Origin of the sequence: Streptomyces sp. CB01635, assembly GCF_002803065.1 — a bacterium.
GTDB lineage: Bacteria > Actinomycetota > Actinomycetes > Streptomycetales > Streptomycetaceae > Streptomyces.
The window spans coordinates 1,361,304-1,377,183 of sequence record NZ_NNBL01000003.1; the positions used below are offsets into that span (position 1 = coordinate 1,361,304).

General features: G+C 68.4%; 18 protein-coding genes. 16 read left to right on the forward strand and 2 right to left on the reverse strand.

Going from position 1 to position 15,880, the window contains the following annotated elements:
• Window positions 1–70 precede the first annotated feature (70 nt).
• The 14 genes from CG723_RS14385 to CG723_RS14445 all read left to right on the forward strand — a co-directional run bounded on the left by CG723_RS14385 (window position 71) and on the right by CG723_RS14445 (window position 12,515).
• Window positions 71–1,849 (forward strand): nickel-dependent hydrogenase large subunit, encoded by a 1,779-nt coding sequence (locus CG723_RS14385; protein ID WP_100593648.1) that lies wholly within the window; start codon window positions 71–73, stop codon window positions 1,847–1,849.
• Window positions 1,846–2,442 (forward strand): hypothetical protein, encoded by a 597-nt coding sequence (locus CG723_RS14390; RefSeq protein ID WP_100593649.1) that lies wholly within the window; start codon window positions 1,846–1,848, stop codon window positions 2,440–2,442. The genes CG723_RS14385 and CG723_RS14390 overlap by 4 nt, the downstream gene beginning before the upstream one ends.
• Entirely contained in the window at window positions 2,439–3,092 is a 654-nt protein-coding gene (locus tag CG723_RS14395; RefSeq protein ID WP_100593650.1) for a DUF5947 family protein, read from the forward strand. Before CG723_RS14390 ends, CG723_RS14395 begins: the two co-directional genes overlap by 4 nt.
• Window positions 3,089–3,754, forward strand: coding sequence for a DUF6084 family protein (locus CG723_RS14400; RefSeq protein WP_100593651.1), 666 nt, complete (start codon window positions 3,089–3,091; stop codon window positions 3,752–3,754). Before CG723_RS14395 ends, CG723_RS14400 begins: the two co-directional genes overlap by 4 nt.
• The gene (locus CG723_RS14405; RefSeq protein WP_100593652.1) at window positions 3,751–5,196 is read left to right on the forward strand and encodes a hypothetical protein; all 1,446 of its coding nucleotides are present in this window, start codon (window positions 3,751–3,753) and stop codon (window positions 5,194–5,196) included. Before CG723_RS14400 ends, CG723_RS14405 begins: the two co-directional genes overlap by 4 nt.
• Window positions 5,193–5,735: a hydrogenase maturation protease gene (locus CG723_RS14410; RefSeq protein WP_100593653.1), complete on the forward strand. Its 543-nt coding sequence runs from the start codon at window positions 5,193–5,195 to the stop codon at window positions 5,733–5,735. Before CG723_RS14405 ends, CG723_RS14410 begins: the two co-directional genes overlap by 4 nt.
• 10 nt (window positions 5,736–5,745) lie before the next feature.
• Window positions 5,746–5,850, forward strand: coding sequence for a DUF6893 family small protein (locus CG723_RS49200; RefSeq protein ID WP_383089476.1), 105 nt, complete (start codon window positions 5,746–5,748; stop codon window positions 5,848–5,850).
• Between the two features lie 134 nt (window positions 5,851–5,984).
• A complete protein-coding gene (locus CG723_RS14415; protein WP_100593654.1) occupies window positions 5,985–6,383 on the forward strand; it encodes a hydrogenase maturation nickel metallochaperone HypA/HybF in 399 nt (132 codons plus the stop codon).
• A gap of 3 nt (window positions 6,384–6,386) precedes the next feature.
• Window positions 6,387–7,136, forward strand: a complete 750-nt coding sequence (gene hypB / locus CG723_RS14420) for a hydrogenase nickel incorporation protein HypB (RefSeq protein ID WP_100593655.1) — start codon at window positions 6,387–6,389, stop codon at window positions 7,134–7,136.
• Window positions 7,133–9,490 carry a carbamoyltransferase HypF gene (hypF, locus tag CG723_RS14425; RefSeq protein WP_100593656.1) on the forward strand — a complete coding sequence of 786 codons (2,358 nt, stop codon included), beginning with the start codon at window positions 7,133–7,135 and terminating at the stop codon, window positions 9,488–9,490. Before hypB ends, hypF begins: the two co-directional genes overlap by 4 nt.
• 49 nt (window positions 9,491–9,539) lie before the next feature.
• The gene (locus CG723_RS14430; protein ID WP_100593657.1) at window positions 9,540–9,860 is read left to right on the forward strand and encodes a HypC/HybG/HupF family hydrogenase formation chaperone; all 321 of its coding nucleotides are present in this window, start codon (window positions 9,540–9,542) and stop codon (window positions 9,858–9,860) included.
• The gene (gene hypD / locus CG723_RS14435) at window positions 9,857–10,981 is read left to right on the forward strand and encodes a hydrogenase formation protein HypD (protein WP_100593658.1); all 1,125 of its coding nucleotides are present in this window, start codon (window positions 9,857–9,859) and stop codon (window positions 10,979–10,981) included. The genes CG723_RS14430 and hypD overlap by 4 nt, the downstream gene beginning before the upstream one ends.
• Window positions 10,974–12,047, forward strand: coding sequence for a hydrogenase expression/formation protein HypE (gene hypE, locus CG723_RS14440; RefSeq protein ID WP_100593659.1), 1,074 nt, complete (start codon window positions 10,974–10,976; stop codon window positions 12,045–12,047). The genes hypD and hypE overlap by 8 nt, the downstream gene beginning before the upstream one ends.
• A 147-nt stretch (window positions 12,048–12,194) precedes the next feature.
• The gene (locus tag CG723_RS14445; RefSeq protein WP_199841741.1) at window positions 12,195–12,515 is read left to right on the forward strand and encodes a hypothetical protein; all 321 of its coding nucleotides are present in this window, start codon (window positions 12,195–12,197) and stop codon (window positions 12,513–12,515) included.
• On the opposite strand, the gene CG723_RS14450 is transcribed toward CG723_RS14445, so the two are convergent.
• Window positions 12,445–13,368 (reverse strand): NADP-dependent oxidoreductase, encoded by a 924-nt coding sequence (locus CG723_RS14450; protein WP_100593660.1) that lies wholly within the window; start codon window positions 13,366–13,368, stop codon window positions 12,445–12,447. The genes CG723_RS14445 and CG723_RS14450 overlap by 71 nt on opposite strands.
• Window positions 13,369–13,735: 367 nt before the next feature.
• Between CG723_RS14450 and CG723_RS14455 the strand changes: the two genes are divergently transcribed.
• Window positions 13,736–14,002 (forward strand): hypothetical protein, encoded by a 267-nt coding sequence (locus CG723_RS14455; protein WP_159032453.1) that lies wholly within the window; start codon window positions 13,736–13,738, stop codon window positions 14,000–14,002.
• Window positions 14,003–14,347: 345 nt separating this feature from the next.
• A complete protein-coding gene (locus tag CG723_RS14460) occupies window positions 14,348–14,782 on the forward strand; it encodes a VOC family protein (RefSeq protein ID WP_100593892.1) in 435 nt (144 codons plus the stop codon).
• A 442-nt stretch (window positions 14,783–15,224) separates the two neighbouring features.
• On the opposite strand, the gene CG723_RS14465 is transcribed toward CG723_RS14460, so the two are convergent.
• Window positions 15,225–15,797, reverse strand: a complete 573-nt coding sequence (locus CG723_RS14465) for a TetR/AcrR family transcriptional regulator (RefSeq protein ID WP_100593662.1) — start codon at window positions 15,795–15,797, stop codon at window positions 15,225–15,227.
• Window positions 15,798–15,880: the final 83 nt, after the last annotated feature.

The following is a 15,880-nucleotide window of genomic DNA, read 5'->3' on the forward strand; positions in this document are numbered from 1 at the left end:
CCCTCGGGGTGGCCGTCCCAGGTGATCCGACCTCCCGTACGAAGACTTGACGAAGGGCGCTGCACAGAAGATGGCACCAAAGACGAAGACCGACAGTAACGGCCTGGTGGAGATGTCCTGGGATCCGATCACCCGGATCGTGGGAAGCCTCGGCATCCACACCAAGATCGACTTCAAGCAGAAGCGGGTGGCGGAGTGCTACAGCACGTCGTCGGTCTTCCGCGGCTACAGCGTCTTCATGCGGGGCAAGGACCCCCGCGACGCGCACTTCATCACCAGCCGCATCTGCGGCATCTGCGGAGACAACCACGCCACCTGCTCCGTGTACGCGCAGAACATGGCGTACGGAGTGAAGCCGCCGCACCTCGCCGAGTGGATCATCAACCTCGGCGAGTCCGCTGAGTACATGTTCGACCACAACATCTTCCAGGAGAACCTGGTCGGGGTCGACTACTGCGAGAAGATGGTCCGCGAGACCAACCCCGGCGTGCTGGAACTCGCCGAGCGCACCGAGGCGCCGCACGCCGCAGAGCACGGCTACCGCACGATCGCCGACATCATGCGCTCGCTCAACCCGCTCGAGGGCGAGTTCTACCGCGAGGCACTCCAGGTCAGCCGCTACACGCGCGAGATGTTCTGCCTGATGGAGGGCCGCCATGTGCACCCCTCCACGCTCTACCCGGGCGGCGTGGGCACCATCGCGTCCGTCCAACTCTTCACCGACTACATGAGCCGCCTCATGCGCTACGTGGAGTTCATGAAGCGCGTAGTGCCCCTGCACGACGACCTGTTCGACTTCTTCTACGAGGCCCTGCCCGGGTACGAGGAAGTAGGCCGCCGCCGCGTTCTGCTCGGCTGCTGGGGCGCGCTCAACGACCCCGAGTACTGCGACTTCACGTACGCCAACATGACCGACTGGGGACGGAAGATGTTCGTCACCCCGGGCATCATCGTGGACGGCAAACTCGTCACCAACGACCTCACCGAGATCAACCTGGGCATCCGTATCCTGCTCGGCAGTTCGTACTACGAGGACTGGCAGGGCAAGGAGCAGTTCGTCACCCACGACCCGCTCGGCAATCCGGTCGACCCGCGCCACCCCTGGAACCAGCACACGATCCCCGCCCCCCAGAAGCGCGACTTCGAGGGCAACTACAGCTGGGTGATGTCGCCTCGCTGGTTCGACGGCAAGGACTACCTGGCGCTCGACACCGGCGGTGGCCCCATCGCCCGCCTGTGGTCGACCGCGCTGTCGGGACTCGTCGACACCGACTACGTCAAGGCCACCGGCAACAGCGTCGTCATCACCCTGCCCCGCACGATGACCAAGCCCGAGACGCGCTTCGAATGGAAGATCCCGAAGTGGAGCAACGCGCTGGAGCGCAACCGGGCGCGCACCTACTTCCAGGCCTACGCCGCCGCCATCGCGCTGCACTGCGCCGAGAAGGGCCTGGCGGAGGTCCGCGCCGGGCGTACCCAGACCTGGGAGAAGTTCGAGGTGCCCGACGAGGGCCTGGGCGTCGGCTTCACCGAGGCGGTACGCGGAGTCCTGTCCCATCACATGGTGATCCGCGACGGAAAGATCGCCAACTACCATCCCTATCCGCCGACTCCGTGGAACGCCAGCGTCCGGGACACCTACGGGACCCCGGGCCCGTACGAGGACGCCGTGCAGAACACGCCGATCTTTGAGGAGAACACCCCGGAGAACTTCAAGGGCATCGACATCATGCGGGCGGTGCGCAGCTTCGACCCCTGTCTGCCCTGCGGTGTCCACATGTACGTCGGCGGCGGCAAGACCGTGCAGAAGATGCACGTGCCGACCGGACTGAGCGGGCTGGCCGGATGAGCGCGTCCACCACCACGGCCCGGCCGCCCGGCGGAACGGCGGCGAACGCGGAGGAGGCCGGCCGGCGGGTCGAAGAAATCATCGACCACCTGACCGCCCAGGGTGACTCCGAAGCCGCCGGTGCGGCTGAGGAACTGGTGCGCGTACTGATGGACTTCTACGGCACAGGCCTGGCCCGCATGGTCTCGCTGCTCGAAGCCCCCAAGTCCAAGGGCGACCCGTTCGCCGCGCTGCTCGACGACGCCCTGGTCACCAGCCTGCTCGTCCTGCACGACCTGCACCCCGAGGACACCGCCACGCGCATCTCCCGTGCCTTGGGCAGCGTGCGCAGCCATCCCGTCGAGCTTCTGAGCTTCGACGATGCCACCGGCACGTTGCACCTGCGCTCCGCGGAGAGCTCGGGATGCGGCTGCGCGAGCACCGCGGCGGCCGGCCGGCAGGAGGTGGAGGCTGCCCTCTCCTGTTTCGCGCCCGAGGTCACGACGGTCGAGATCGAGGGGGCGGCATCCTCGCAGGAACCCCCTCTGCTGCAGATCTCGCGGCCGCCCTCCGGTGCACTCGGCAGCGCACCCGCCTCGCCGAAGACACCATGAGTACGGCACACAAGCGGACACGTCCGCCTGCATCGGGGCTGCGGCGGTTCGCCGCGCCGCGCACGTCTCGGCCTGAGGTGTGCGAACTGTGCGGAGCGCCGATCGACGACGGCAACCACCGGCACATGGTCGACACCGAGAACCGCGCCCTCGCCTGCGCCTGCACGCCGTGCGCCATGCTCTTCGAGCAGAGCGGCGCGGGCGGCGGGAGGTTCCGCACCGTCCCGGACCGCTATCTGGCGGACCCGGACCACCAACTCGACCCCGGTGCCTGGGAGCTCCTGCAGATCCCGGTCAGCGTCGCGTTCTTCTTCCGCAACGCCTCGCTCGACAGACTGGTCGCGCTCTACCCCAGCCCGGCGGGCGCCACCGAGAGCGAACTCGACCCGTCCACCTGGCAGACCGCACTCGGCAAGAGCCGTCTGGCCGAACTGCTCGAACCCGACGTGGAGGCATTGCTCCTGCGGCGGGTGGAGGAGCGGACCGAGTGCTATCTCGTGCCGGTCGACATCTGCTACGAACTCGTGGGACGGATGCGCATGTTGTGGCAGGGCTTCGACGGCGGGGCGGAGGCCCGTGCCGACCTGACCGCGTTCTTCGATCACATCGCGCAGCGGGCCGGGACACCGGAGGAGGCGCACCGTCGATGACGGAGTTCTCGTTCTCCTGCGTCGGCGTGCGCGCCGACCAGTACGCCGCCGGCCCCACCCTGGTCTTCCGGCTGCGCATCGACGCATCCGAGCAGACGCGCGTGCACGCGCTCGCCCTGCGGTGCCAGATGCGCATCGAACCGGCCAAGCGCGGCTACGACGCCGACGAGGCCGAAGGACTGCATGACCTCTTCGGCCGCCGAGCCCGCTGGGGCAGCACCCTCCAGCCGCTGCAGTTCGCACAGATCTCCGTCATGGTCCCCAGTTTCACCGGACAGACGGAAGTCGACCTGGTCGTGCCCTGCACGTACGACATGGACGTCGCCTCCACCCGCTACTTCCACGCTCTGTCGAGTGGCGACGTGCCGCTCCTCATGCTCTTTTCCGGGACCGCGTTCACCGGGGCCGGAGGGTTCCACGTCGAGCCCGTGCCCTGGGACCGCGAGGCCGCCTACCTCATGCCGGTCAAGGTGTGGCAGGAGATGATCGACCAGCACTTCCCGGGAACCGGCTGGGTACGGCTGCCCCGCGACACCATGGACGACCTGCTGGCCTTCCGCTCGCGTCGGGCGCTGTCCTCCTGGGAAGCGACGGTGCGCACCCTCCTGGAATCCGCTGGCTCGGACGCTCTGTCCCAGACCACCGAGAGGTCGGCGCCGTGACGACAGCCGTGTTCAGCCAGGAGACGGAGTCACGGTTCGCCGCCGCCCGCGCGGTGGCCGACGCGGTGCTGTTCGAGGGCTACGTGCTCTATCCGTATCGGGCGTCGGCGGCCAAGAACCGGCTGCGCTGGCAGTTCGGAGTTCTGGTCCCGCCCGCCTGGGGTGCGGACTGCGACGAGCACGACTTCCAGCACACCGAATGTCTGATGGAGCCCAGGACGGGCGCCACCCTGTCGGTCGAGGTGCGCTTCCTGCATGCTCGGCGCCGCACGGTGCAACGGGCCTGCCAGGACGGCTCGTTCGAGGACGCGTCCGAACTGTCGCTACCGGACCGCGTGCTGGTTCCCTGGGACGAGGGCGCGGAGGAACGCGTCGAATTGACCGCCAACGTGGCCGAGCTCGCCGGCGACGGAATCACTGTCCCCTTCAGCCGCCCCGCGCGCGAAGAGACCGAACTCGTACATGACGCCGAGGGCCGGCTGGTGGGACGACTGGTCCGCCGGTGCGAAGAGGTCAGCGGAGTCGTCCGTCTCTCCACGAGCGAAGTCGACGGCCCCTACCGGGTCTCCCGGCTGACCGCCGTGGTGGAGAACACGAGCACCTGGTCTCCGGACGACGGGAGAGCCGACCGTGACGCCGCGCTCCCGCACTCGCTCGTCGCCGCGCACCTGTTGCTGTGTCTCGGCGCAGGCTCGTTTCTCTCCATGACCGATCCTCCGGAATGGGCCAAAGGCCTTGTCGCCTCGTGCCGCAACCTGCACACCTGGCCGGTCCTCGCCGGCGAGCCGGGCCAGGCGGACCTGATGCTCTCCTCGCCGATCATCCTGGAGGACCATCCGGCCGTCGCTCCCGAAAGTCCCGGAGCACTGTACGACGCCACCGAGATCGACGAGATCCTGGCCCTGCGCACCGCGGCCCTCACGGATCAGGAGAAGCGTGAGGCCCGCGGTACGGACGCGAAGGCCGCCGCCGTGATCGACCTGGCCGAATCCATGCCTCCCGAGGTGCTGGAACGCCTGCACGGCGCGGTTCGCTCACTCCGGGAAGTAACAGGCTCTGCCCCGAAGACGCCCGGCGACGAGATCGAAGCGGACCTTCTCGTCGAGCCGGGTCAGCCGCATGTCGTCATGCCCGAGACGCCCTGGTGGAATCCGGAGGGCGACGCCGGTCCGGACCCGGCCCGCGACGAGATCTCGGTCGACGGTCGGCCGGTGAGTGCCGGAAGCCGGGTGATGCTGCGCCCGGGACGGCGTCGCACCGACGCCCAGGACCTCTTCCTGCACGGAAGCACCGCGCTTGTCGAGGCGGTGTTGCACGACGTCGACGGGGGCGTGCATCTGGCGGTGACCGTCGAAGGCGACCCCGGCGCCGACATCCGTCGGGAGCAGGGCCGTTTTCTGTACTTCCAGCCCGACGAAATCGCACTACTGGAGGACGAGTGACCGGGGACGACAAGACCGGCGCTCGAACGCTCGTCGCCGGCGTGGGGAACATTTTTCTCGGCGACGACGGATTCGGCGTCGAGACGGTGCGCGTACTCGCAACACACCATCTTCCCGGGCACGTTGAGGTCATGGACATCGGTGTGCGGGGTGTGCACCTCGCGTACCAACTGCTCGACGGATACGACACCCTCGTGCTCGTCGACGCCACCGCCCGAGGCGGTGACCCCGGAACGCTCTACCGCATCGAAGTCGACTCGCCTGGTGACATCGCGCCGCAAGGCCCCGTGCTCGACGGCCACCACATGTCACCGGACGCGGTCCTGGCCCTGCTGGAGACACTCTGTTCCGGGACCGGCGGGACACCTCCCGGCCGCACCGTCGTGGTCGGCTGCGAGCCCGCCTCCCTGGAGGAAGGCATCGGTCTGAGTGCTCCGGTGGCCGCCGCGGTTCCGGAAGCCGTGCGTCTGATCCAGGCGATCGTGTGTGAGGGCGAGGCGCCTGCAGTGGGGACCGCTGCCCATGAGGCCCGTAAGTGAGGAGAAGTTCATGAAGAAGTCCGTGATCGGGGCCATCGCCGTCGTCGCGCTCGCCGCGCTGGCACGGCAGTTCATGCCCGACGTCCAGCGCTACCTGCGTATGAGAAGCATGTAACGGCCTGCTTGCGCCGAACGGTGCACCCGGGCAGGGGAGTCGGCGAGCCCCGTGGTCGCTCGGCAGCGGGCCCCCTGTAATGGAGCCGAGCGCAATGGCCGCCCCACGATCGGCCTCTGCCAGGACGGAGACCGATGCACGAGATGTCCATCGCCATGGCCGTCGTCGGCCAGGTGCAAGAGGCGGCGGAACTGAACGGCGGGGTCACCGCGGTCAGCTCGGTGCGACTACAGGTCGGCGAGCTCGCCGGAGTCGTCCCGGACGCGCTGTCCTTCTGCTTCGAACTCGCCTGCGCCGAAACCCTCCTTGAGGGGGCCGAGCTCGTCACCGAGTCCGTGCCCGGCCGGGCACGTTGCTCACCTTGTGCCGACGAATGGGCGGTGGGCATGCCGCCGCGACTGTGCTGTCCGCGCTGCGGTGAGCCGACGCCCGAGCTGCTGGCGGGCCGAGAACTGCAGATCGTCAGCGTGCGCTGGGAGGAAGAGCCGACCGCCCGCCGACGAACCTGCGAACCGATCTTCGAGGAGCGCTGAGACATGTGCCGAACCGTGGACCTGCACCAGGCGGTACTCGCCAAGAACGACGCGACCGCACACGCTCTACGCGCCGAACTCGCGGGCCGCGGCACCACGATGATCAATCTGCTGTCCAGCCCCGGAAGCGGGAAGACGGCCCTGCTGGAACGCGAACTCCTGCGCGCGCGTGAGCGCGGAGTGCCGACCGCCGCGCTGACCGCCGACCTCGCCACCGAGAACGACGCCAGACGACTGGCCCGGTCGGGCGTGCCGGTCAAGCAGGTGCTCACCGACGGGCTGTGCCACCTCGAAGCCTCGATGCTCGGGCGGCACCTGGAAGGCTGGCTGCCGGAAGCCACCCGCCTGCTGTTCGTGGAGAACGTCGGGAACCTGGTCTGCCCGGCCTCCTACGACCTCGGAGAGGACCTTCGAGTCGTCCTCGCGTCAGTCACCGAAGGCGAGGACAAGCCTCTGAAGTACCCCACTGCCTTCGGCCTCGCGCACCTGGTCGTGGTCACCAAGGCCGACATCGCCGAAGCCGTCGAGTTCGACGAGGAGGCCTTCCGCGCGCACGTCGAGCAGGTCAACCCCGGAGTGGAGGTGGTCCTGACCTCGGCCCGACGGGGCAGCGGCGTGGGGGAGTTGCTCGATCGTGCCCTCGCGGTTGCGGACGGCGGGGCCGTCCACGAACCGGTCATGGCCGCACAGCCGCACGAGCACCACCATCACGATCACGTGGACGATGTCGTCATGACGCGGCCCCTCCCGTGAGCACACTTCAGCCCGGCCCGGCCGTCGCCCAGGCGGTTCAGCGCCGTCGCGTCACCGTACGAGGCGTTGTGCAGGGTGTCGGGTTCCGTCCGTTCCTGTACACCCTGGCCACATCGCTGGAGCTGGCAGGGCATGTGACGAACACCGAGGACGGTGTCGTCGCCGAGGTCGAGGGAGATCACTCCGCCGTTGCCCGGTTCTGTGACCGGATCGCTCAACAGGCCCCGCCACTGGCCCTGGTGGAGTCCGTGGAACACGAGCAGGTCCCCCTCGCGGGCGGTAGCGGATTCGCCATCGTCGCCTCGCGGTCGCAGGGATCGTCACGCACACTCGTCTCCCCTGACACGGCCACCTGTGCCGCGTGCCTCGCCGAAATGGCCGACCCCGGCGACCGTCGGCACCGTCACCCGTTCATCACGTGCACACACTGCGGGCCGCGCTTCACCATCGTCACCGGACTCCCTTACGACCGTGCGCACACCACCATGGCCGGCTTCCCGATGTGTGCCGAGTGCACAAGCGAGTACACGGACCCGGCAGACCGCCGATTCCACGCCCAGCCCGTCTCCTGCCGTTCCTGCGGCCCGCGCCTGAGCCTTGTGTACGCGTCGCCCCGACCCGATACCGACGTCGACCCGATCCACGAGGCACGCGCCCTCCTGGCCGCCGGCGCCATCCTCGCCGTCAAGGGCATCGGCGGCTACCACCTCGCCTGCGACGCCGAGAACTCCCAGGCCGTGTCCGCGCTGCGCAGCCGCAAGGGACGGGGCGACAAGCCGTTCGCGGTGATGGTGAAGAACCTCGCCGACATCGAGCACCTGGTGCGCATCAGTCCCCACGATCGGACCCTTCTCACTAGTGGAGCCCGGCCGATTGTCCTGCTGAGAGGCCGAATTGAAGCCCCATCAGAGGATCTGCGACTCTCGGGAGCGGTGGCACCGGGCAGTCCCGATCTGGGGGTCATGCTTCCGTACACCCCCGTGCACCACCTGCTGCTCGGCCTGCCCGGGGACCCGGACGGGCCGCGAGTGCTGGTGATGACCAGCGGCAACGTGGCCGGTGAGCCCATCGTCACCGACGACGCCGAAGCATTGGAGCGGCTGGCGCCGCTGGCCGACGCCTGGCTCACCCACGACCGCCCCATCCACGTGCCCTGCGACGACTCTGTGGTGCGCGTGTGCGACGGGGAACGGATGACGGTACGCCGCGCTCGTGGCTACGCCCCGCTGCCGGTCTCTCTGCCGGTGCCCGTCAGGCCCTCGCTCGCGGTGGGGGGAGACCTCAAGAACACCTTCTGCCTCGGCGAAGGCAGGAGGGCCTGGCTGTCCGCGCACATCGGAGACATGGACGACCTCCAGACGCAGCACGCCTTCGCGCGCGCAGAACGGCAGTTGGAGACGATCACAGGTGTGGAGCCCGGACTGCTGGCGGCGGACCGGCACCCCGGCTACCGATCCGGGCAGTGGGCCGAACGGCACGCGAACACCCGCCGGGTCGTACGGGTGCAGCACCATCACGCTCATGTCGCCGCGGTCATGGCCGAGCACGGCCTGGACGGCACCGAGCCTGTCATCGGCATCGCATTCGACGGCACGGGATACGGCGACGACGGGGCGGTGTGGGGCGGCGAGATCCTGCTCGCGGATTACGACACGTCCCGTCGTCTCGCGCATCTGGCGTACGTCCCTCTGCCGGGCGGCGACGCCGCCGTGAGCCGCCCGTACCGGATGGCGCTCGCGCATCTCCGGGAAGCGGGCATCGCATGGACGGACGACCTGCCCAGTGTGATCGCCTGCCCGCATGACGAACGGCGGGTACTGGCACGGCAGTTGGAGCGGAGTCTGAACTGTGTACCGACGTCGAGCATGGGTCGGCTCTTCGACGCCGTCTCTTCCCTGGCGGACGTGTGCCACCTGGTGGGATACGAGGCACAGGCTGCCATCGAGCTGGAGGCGGCCGCACTGCGGGCGGCCGTGGACGGAGACGGCGCCGGCTACCGATTCGCGCTGAGCCCGCAAACGTCGGAGCCGATGACTGCCGACCCCGGACCTGTGGTGCGAGCCGTGGTCGAGGACGTTCGCGCAGGCGCGGAGCCGGAGGTCATCGCGGCCCGCTTCCATGCTGGGGTAGCAGATCTCGTACGCCGGATCTGCGCGGTGGCGCGCGACCGGCACGGCACGGCCACTGTCGTCCTGACCGGCGGTGTGTTCGCCAACGTCCTGCTGTCCTCGGCTTGCGCACGGGGGCTCGGGGAGGACGGATTCACCGTGCTGCGCGCCGGCGAAGTCCCGCCGAACGACGGGGGGCTGGCGCTCGGTCAGTTGATGATCGCGGGGCGTGCCATCGCAGTATGACACCGCAGTCGGCAAGCCGGATCGGACCACCACAGCGAGGAGAGTTCCCATGTGCCTGGCGGTACCCGGGAGAGTGACGGAGATCGAGGATCGAGACGGCACCCGCATGGCCACCGTCGACTTCGGCGGCGTGGTCAAGGAGGTGTGCCTGGAGTACCTGCCCGACCTTCAGGTGGGCGAATACGCCATCGTCCATGTGGGATTCGCGCTCCAGAAACTGGATGAGGAATCGGCAAGGCAGACGCTGGAGCTCTTCGAGAATCTCGGCATGCTCCAGGAGGAGTTCGGCGACCCGTGGGAGCTTGCGGCCGAAGCAAGCGGACCTCAGTGGGCCGACGACGAGGAAGTTCCACAGGAGGCCCAACAGTGAAGTACCTCGACGAGTTCCAGGATCCGGACCTGGCGCGGCGTCTGCTCGACGACATCCACTCCGTGGTGACCAGGCCATGGGCCCTCATGGAGGTGTGCGGCGGACAGACGCACACCATCATCCGGCATGGGATCGATCAACTCCTGCCCGATCAGGTGGAGTTGATTCACGGGCCGGGGTGTCCCGTGTGCGTCACTCCGCTCGAGGTCATCGACAAGGCTCTCGAGATCGCCTCCCGGCCGGGAGTGATCTTCTGCTCCTTCGGTGACATGCTCCGGGTGCCGGGCACCGGACGAGACCTCTTCCAGGTGCGCGGTGAGGGCGGCGACGTGCGCGTCGTGTACTCGCCGCTGGACGCTCTGCACATCGCCCAGCAGAACCCCGACCGCGAAGTGGTGTTCTTCGGCATCGGCTTCGAAACGACCGCCCCACCCAACGCCATGACGGTCTATCAGGCACGCAAGCTGGGCATCAGGAACTTCAGTCTCCTGGTGTCGCACGTGCGGGTCCCGCCGGCGATCGAGGCCATCATGCAGTCCCCGAACTGCCGGGTCCAGGGATTCCTCGCCGCCGGACATGTCTGCAGCGTGATGGGCATCGGCGAGTATCCCGAACTCGCGGACCGATATCGCGTTCCGATCGTGGTCACCGGCTTCGAACCTCTCGACATTCTGGAAGGCGTACGCCGGACCGTGCTGCAACTGGAGCGGGGTGAGCACAAGGTCGACAACGCATATCCGCGCGCCGTCCGGCCCGAGGGAAATCCCGCGGCCCAGGCCATGCTGGCGGACGTCTTCGAGGGCACCGACCGGGCCTGGCGCGGCATCGGTGTCATCCCGGACAGCGGCTGGCGGCTCTCCTCCCGGTACCGCGACTTCGACGCCGAACACCGATTCTCGGTGGCCGGCATCGACACCCGTGAACCCGCGGAGTGCCGCAGCGGCGAGGTTCTGCAGGGCTTGCTGAAGCCGAACGAGTGCGCCGCATTCGGCACCACCTGCACACCGCGCAACCCACTCGGAGCCACGATGGTCTCGAGCGAGGGCGCGTGTGCCGCCTACTACCTGTACCGACGCCTCGACATCACCACCGCACCGCTGGAGGCGAGCCCCGTTGCCTGAGACCACCCGACTCACAGCCGTGGACCCGACCGCATGGACCTGCCCGGTCGCGTTGCGTGATCATCCGAGGGTGGTGATGGGACACGGCGGGGGAGGGGCCCTGTCCGCCGAACTGGTGCAGCACATCTTCGCACCCGCCTTCGGCGGCGAGACACTGTCGCAGCTCGGCGACTCCGCCGCCATCTCCCTCGGCGGTGTCCGGATGGCGTTCTCCACCGATTCCTACGTGGTGCGGCCCCTGTTCTTCCCGGGCGGCAGCATCGGCGACCTCGCGGTCAACGGCACCGTCAACGACCTAGCCATGAGCGGCGCACGGGCCGCCTACCTGTCCTGCGGCTTCATCCTGGAAGAGGGTGTCGAGATGTCCGTCGTGGCTCGGGTCGCCGAGACCCTCGGCACGGCCGCACGGCGCGCGGGAGTCGAGGTGGTGACCGGTGACACGAAGGTCGTCGAAAGCGGTCACGGAGACGGTGTCTTCATCAACACCGCCGGGATCGGGCTCATCCCGTCAGGCGTGGACATCCGCCCCCAGCGCGTCGTCCCCGGCGACGTCGTCATCGTCAGCGGTGACATCGGCGTTCACGGAGTGGCGATCATGAGCGTGCGTGAGGGTCTGGAATTCGGTGTCGAGATCGAGAGTGACTGTGCGGCGCTGGCCGGCCTGGTGGACTGCATGCTTGCCGTAACACCGGACCTCCACGTGCTGCGCGACCCCACCCGGGGCGGACTGGCCGCAGCGCTCAACGAGATCGCGGTCGCCTCCGGCGCCGGCGTCGTCATCCGGGAAGGTGACGTGCCTGTCCCGCCTGCCGTGGCCAACGCGTGCGCGATCCTGGGTCTCGACCCCCTCTATGTGGCCAATGAGGGCAAACTCGTGGCGTTCGTTCCGCGCGAACACGCGGACGCCGTCCTCGATGCGATGCGCGCACATCCACTCGGTGCGAACGCGCGAGTGATCGGCGAAGCCGTCGCGGAGCATCCGGGCATGGTGGTGGCCCGCACGGGCCTGGGCGGCACACGCGTCGTCGACCTGCCGATCGGCGAACAACTCCCCCGGATCTGCTGACGATCGAAGCAGTTCGGACAGGCGGTGCGACGGAGCGTGGATGTGGGCGGCGGTGCCCAGCGTGAGCACCGCCGCAGGGCCGCACCGTCGCGGTGGACATGGCAGCCGTGCCGCCGAGGGCACCGCCTGGGAGGACAGGAGAAGCACATGCGCGCGAACCGCATCATCGCCAACCTCCATGTAGCCGACGCCGACACGGCGAAGGGCTTACACGCCGACCACCTCGAACTGCGCACCGAGGAGTTCAACATGGGGTGGGTATCCCGGTACACGTCTCCCGAGACGGGGGCGAACATCCAGCTCGTCACGCGTGACGCCACCTCAACCGCGGACGCGGCCGTCTCCGTACTCACGGACGACGTCGACTCCGCCTACGCGGAGGCGCAGGAGTTGGGTTTCACCTGGAGCCGCGCGTTGGAGGGTCGATCACCAGCACGAGCTTCCCGCGCACGTGGCCGTCCTCACTGACCCGGTGCGCCTTGGCGATTTCGGCGAGCGGGAAGGTCTGCACGACGGGGAGTGAGAAGCGCCCGGAATCAATCAGCTCGCCGATCTCGCCGAGCACATGGACCGCACGGCCGGTGTCCCCGCGGCTGAATGTCACCCCGTGCTCCTGAGCGCCGGTGAAGTCGGCGATCGTCACGACATGTTCCGGGCCGCCCGCGAGCCCGATGAGCTCGGGCAGGATGCCGTTCCCCGCCACGTCGAGTGCGAGATCGACGCCTTCGGGCGCGAGTGCGTGAACCCGGTCGACGAGGCCCTCGCCGTAGGCCACGGGCTCGGCCCCCAGCGAGCGAAGATATTCATGGTTCGACGGACTCGCGGTGCCGATCACGCGCGCACCGCGCACCACGGCGAACTGAACCGCGGCGCTGCCGACGCTTCCGGAAGCGCCATTGATCAGCAGCGTGCTGCCGCTCACTACGCCGAGCTGGTCGAGCGCGCGCATGGCCGTCTCGTTGGCGGCCGGCAGCGCGGCAGCGCCGGGGAAGTCGAGCGACGGCGGGATCGGCGCGTAGTACGACAGCACCGCCAGCTCGGCCTGGGCCGCCCCCTCGGTGGAGAAGCCGAACACGCGATCGCCGACGACCACGTCCGTAACGCCGTCGCCCAGCTCGTCGACGACGCCCGCCGCCTCGTAGCCCAGAGTCTGCGGGAGTTCCTCATCCATCAGGCCCTTGCGCTTCTTCCAGTCGCTCGCGTTGACGCCGGCTGCGCGCACAGCGATCCGGACCTCGCCCGGACCCGGATGCGGATCGGGCAGATCCACGATCTCCAGAACCTCCGGGCCACCGAACCTGCTGAAACGGACTGCCCTCATCATTCACTCCGATCTCGACCCCGAGGTGTCGCGGGTTGCCGCGCATGGACAGCCTGCCACCCTCGCCTGCCGGACCCGAGTCCGCAGCACCACACGCCCGGCGGAGAACGCGCCGGCGCCCGATCCAGTCGCACACCGCCTCGATCAACGTGAGCGATGTGCGGTCCGACAAGTCCAGCGCGTCCGCGCCGACGGCGTCAGCATCCAGTCCCCGAGCAACGGTCACAGATCGGCCCAGCACACTGCGTTGAATCCGGGCCAATCACCGCCGCGAACGCCCCGGAGCGCCAACCGTGACTTCCTCATCTCCGCCCCACCGTTGATCGTCACCAGTTCCGGCTCTCTCAGCGCCCCGTCCGGCAGCCCGGTGAGGACACTCGTCGCGCACCCCGGCATCGTTGCCACGAATCTGGCGGGCCACTCCGCCTCCGGCAAGGTGGCCCGCGTACTGGGCTTCCTGTTCATCGACGCTGAGTTCGGCGCCCTGCCTTCGCTGTACACCGCCACGCAGAACATTCCCGGCAACGCGTATGTCGGCCCGAACGGGCCCGGCAGCCTGAAGGGCCGCCCCAAGCTCCGTAAGCCCGCTGCCGCCGCACTCGACCTCGAGACGGCCATGCGATGTGAGCCCTGACCACCCAGCTGACCGGCACCGGACCGGAGCTGCCCGCCGTCTGACCCCTGAGTCGCACGCACCCGGCGCGCCAGGTCTCCAAGGGGCGCGGCCGGGCAGGTGGGCCGTGGCGCTCATGGCCGTCGTGTTGGGGCTGGACTGCATCGGCAGGCTGCCCCCGGAAAGCACGGTGAGCGCCGTGGCCGCCGTCTGGTCCCGAACGACGGGCAACCCCTTGGAGGCATCGACATCGGGTCACCCCCCTGTGACCGCACGGCACGGCAGCGGCTCTCAAGGACCATCCCCGTCAACGTGCCTTCGCCATCCGGGAGATGAGCAACAGCGTCCCCCTGCTATGGTGCGCCGATGTCATCGATCAAGAAGTTCCAAGTCACCTTCGACTGCGCGGATCCTGAGCGCGTCGCTCGTTTTTGGTGCGAGGTGTTGGGGTACGTCGTACCGCCGGCGCCCGAGGGGTTTGCTACTTGGGACGATTACAATCGCTCGCTGCCGCCTGAGCGTCAAGGTTCAGGGTTTGTCTGTATGGATCCCTCAGGCGTGGGCCCGCGAATGTACTTCCAGCGCGTTCCCGAAGGCAAAGTTGTCAAGAACCGGGTGCATCTTGACGTGCGGGTCGGCACCGGGCTCGTGGGTGAAGAGCGCCTCGCCGCACTCGAGGCCGAGTGCGCACGTCTGGTCCCGCTCGGCGCGGTACGCGGGCAACTCCTGCTTGCCGATGAGTACAACGAGTCGTGCCTCGGGATGCAGGACATCGAGGGCAACGAGTTCTGCCTCGACTGAGCATCCTCCGAGAGGGCAAGGTGGAGAGGCGTCTCCCTGTTTGTCGTCGAGGTCGCCGCGGGATGGGTTGAGCATGTGGTGCACGGCCACACCCCAGTCGCCGGGTGCCGGGTCGTCGCTGTAGGCGAGTGGCGCCCGGTGCTGGGCAATCAGCCCTTCCGCCAACTCGGTCCACGGCGGCGTGGTGCGTGGCCCGAAGTCGTTCCGCAACTTGGGGACTTGGGTTTGTGCCTCGTTGCCATCGCGCTCCATTGGTCGCGCGATGACCATGACCGGCTGCCTTCGTGCGCGGGGCCCTCTCCACGCGCTCGGCGAGTTCCGCTACATCTGCCACATACGCGAGCACTTGCAAGTCCCGGCGACGGCGTTCCCGCTGCTGAGGCCGGCGCCGGTCCTGCAAGCAGCCACCGCACTGGACGCCGACGTGGCCCCGGCGGGAGCTTCAGCGGGTGGCTACGACGGGTCGCCCGTCGCGGAGGCACTGCTCGAGGCGTTGCAGGAACCCGTCGAAGGGCTCGTCATCGGGCCAGGTGTCGTAGGCGGTAATGGCGGCGGCCAGTGCGAGGTTCACCTGCAGGGTCGCGGTGAGCTCGTCGGCGGGGGTGGCGCGGGATGCCACCCACTTCCTCAGTTCGGTGAAGAACGCCTCGCCGAAGTTCTGGCCCGACTGGGCGAGGGCCGGTGACTGGGCCTTCAGGCGGCGCTGCAGGGGCATGCGGTCGCGCAGGCTTTCGAGGAACCCGGTCAGGATTGTGGTCAGCGATTCCCACAGCGGCTCGTCCGCGGGCCGGTCGTCCATGAGGGTCTGCCAGGCGCCCCGCTCCTCGGAGTCCTGGTCGAAGACCACGGCTTCCTTGCCGGCGAAGTAGTTGAAGAAGGTGGCGCGCGAGACATTCGCCGCGGCCACGATCTGCTCGACGGTCGTGGTCTCGTAGCCCTGCTCTTCGAACAGCTGCAACGCGGCGGTCCGGATGGCGCGCCAGGTCGCCAGTTTCTTGCGCTCCCGCAGGTTCATGCATCCTCTTTCTCTCCCTGGCTCCATTCTATGGCTGTTCGTGGACGAATATATGTTTGGATGCATCCATGCTTCGGGGCGGT

Excerpts from the sequence above, each read along its gene's own strand:
- CG723_RS14385 (WP_100593648.1), top strand. The coding sequence starts at position 71 with ATGGCACCAAAGACGAAGACCGACAGTAACGGCCTGGTGGAGATGTCC.
- CG723_RS14390 (WP_100593649.1), top strand. The coding sequence starts at position 1,846 with ATGAGCGCGTCCACCACCACGGCCCGGCCGCCCGGCGGAACGGCGGCG.
- CG723_RS14395 (WP_100593650.1), top strand. The coding sequence starts at position 2,439 with ATGAGTACGGCACACAAGCGGACACGTCCGCCTGCATCGGGGCTGCGG.
- CG723_RS14400 (WP_100593651.1), top strand. The coding sequence starts at position 3,089 with ATGACGGAGTTCTCGTTCTCCTGCGTCGGCGTGCGCGCCGACCAGTAC.
- CG723_RS49200 (WP_383089476.1), top strand. The coding sequence starts at position 5,746 with ATGAAGAAGTCCGTGATCGGGGCCATCGCCGTCGTCGCGCTCGCCGCG.
- CG723_RS14415 (WP_100593654.1), top strand. The coding sequence starts at position 5,985 with ATGCACGAGATGTCCATCGCCATGGCCGTCGTCGGCCAGGTGCAAGAG.
- hypB (WP_100593655.1), top strand. The coding sequence starts at position 6,387 with ATGTGCCGAACCGTGGACCTGCACCAGGCGGTACTCGCCAAGAACGAC.
- CG723_RS14430 (WP_100593657.1), top strand. The coding sequence starts at position 9,540 with ATGTGCCTGGCGGTACCCGGGAGAGTGACGGAGATCGAGGATCGAGAC.
- CG723_RS14445 (WP_199841741.1), top strand. The coding sequence starts at position 12,195 with ATGCGCGCGAACCGCATCATCGCCAACCTCCATGTAGCCGACGCCGAC.
- CG723_RS14450 (WP_100593660.1), bottom strand. The coding sequence starts at position 13,368 with ATGAGGGCAGTCCGTTTCAGCAGGTTCGGTGGCCCGGAGGTTCTGGAG.
- CG723_RS14460 (WP_100593892.1), top strand. The coding sequence starts at position 14,348 with ATGTCATCGATCAAGAAGTTCCAAGTCACCTTCGACTGCGCGGATCCT.
- CG723_RS14465 (WP_100593662.1), bottom strand. The coding sequence starts at position 15,797 with ATGAACCTGCGGGAGCGCAAGAAACTGGCGACCTGGCGCGCCATCCGG.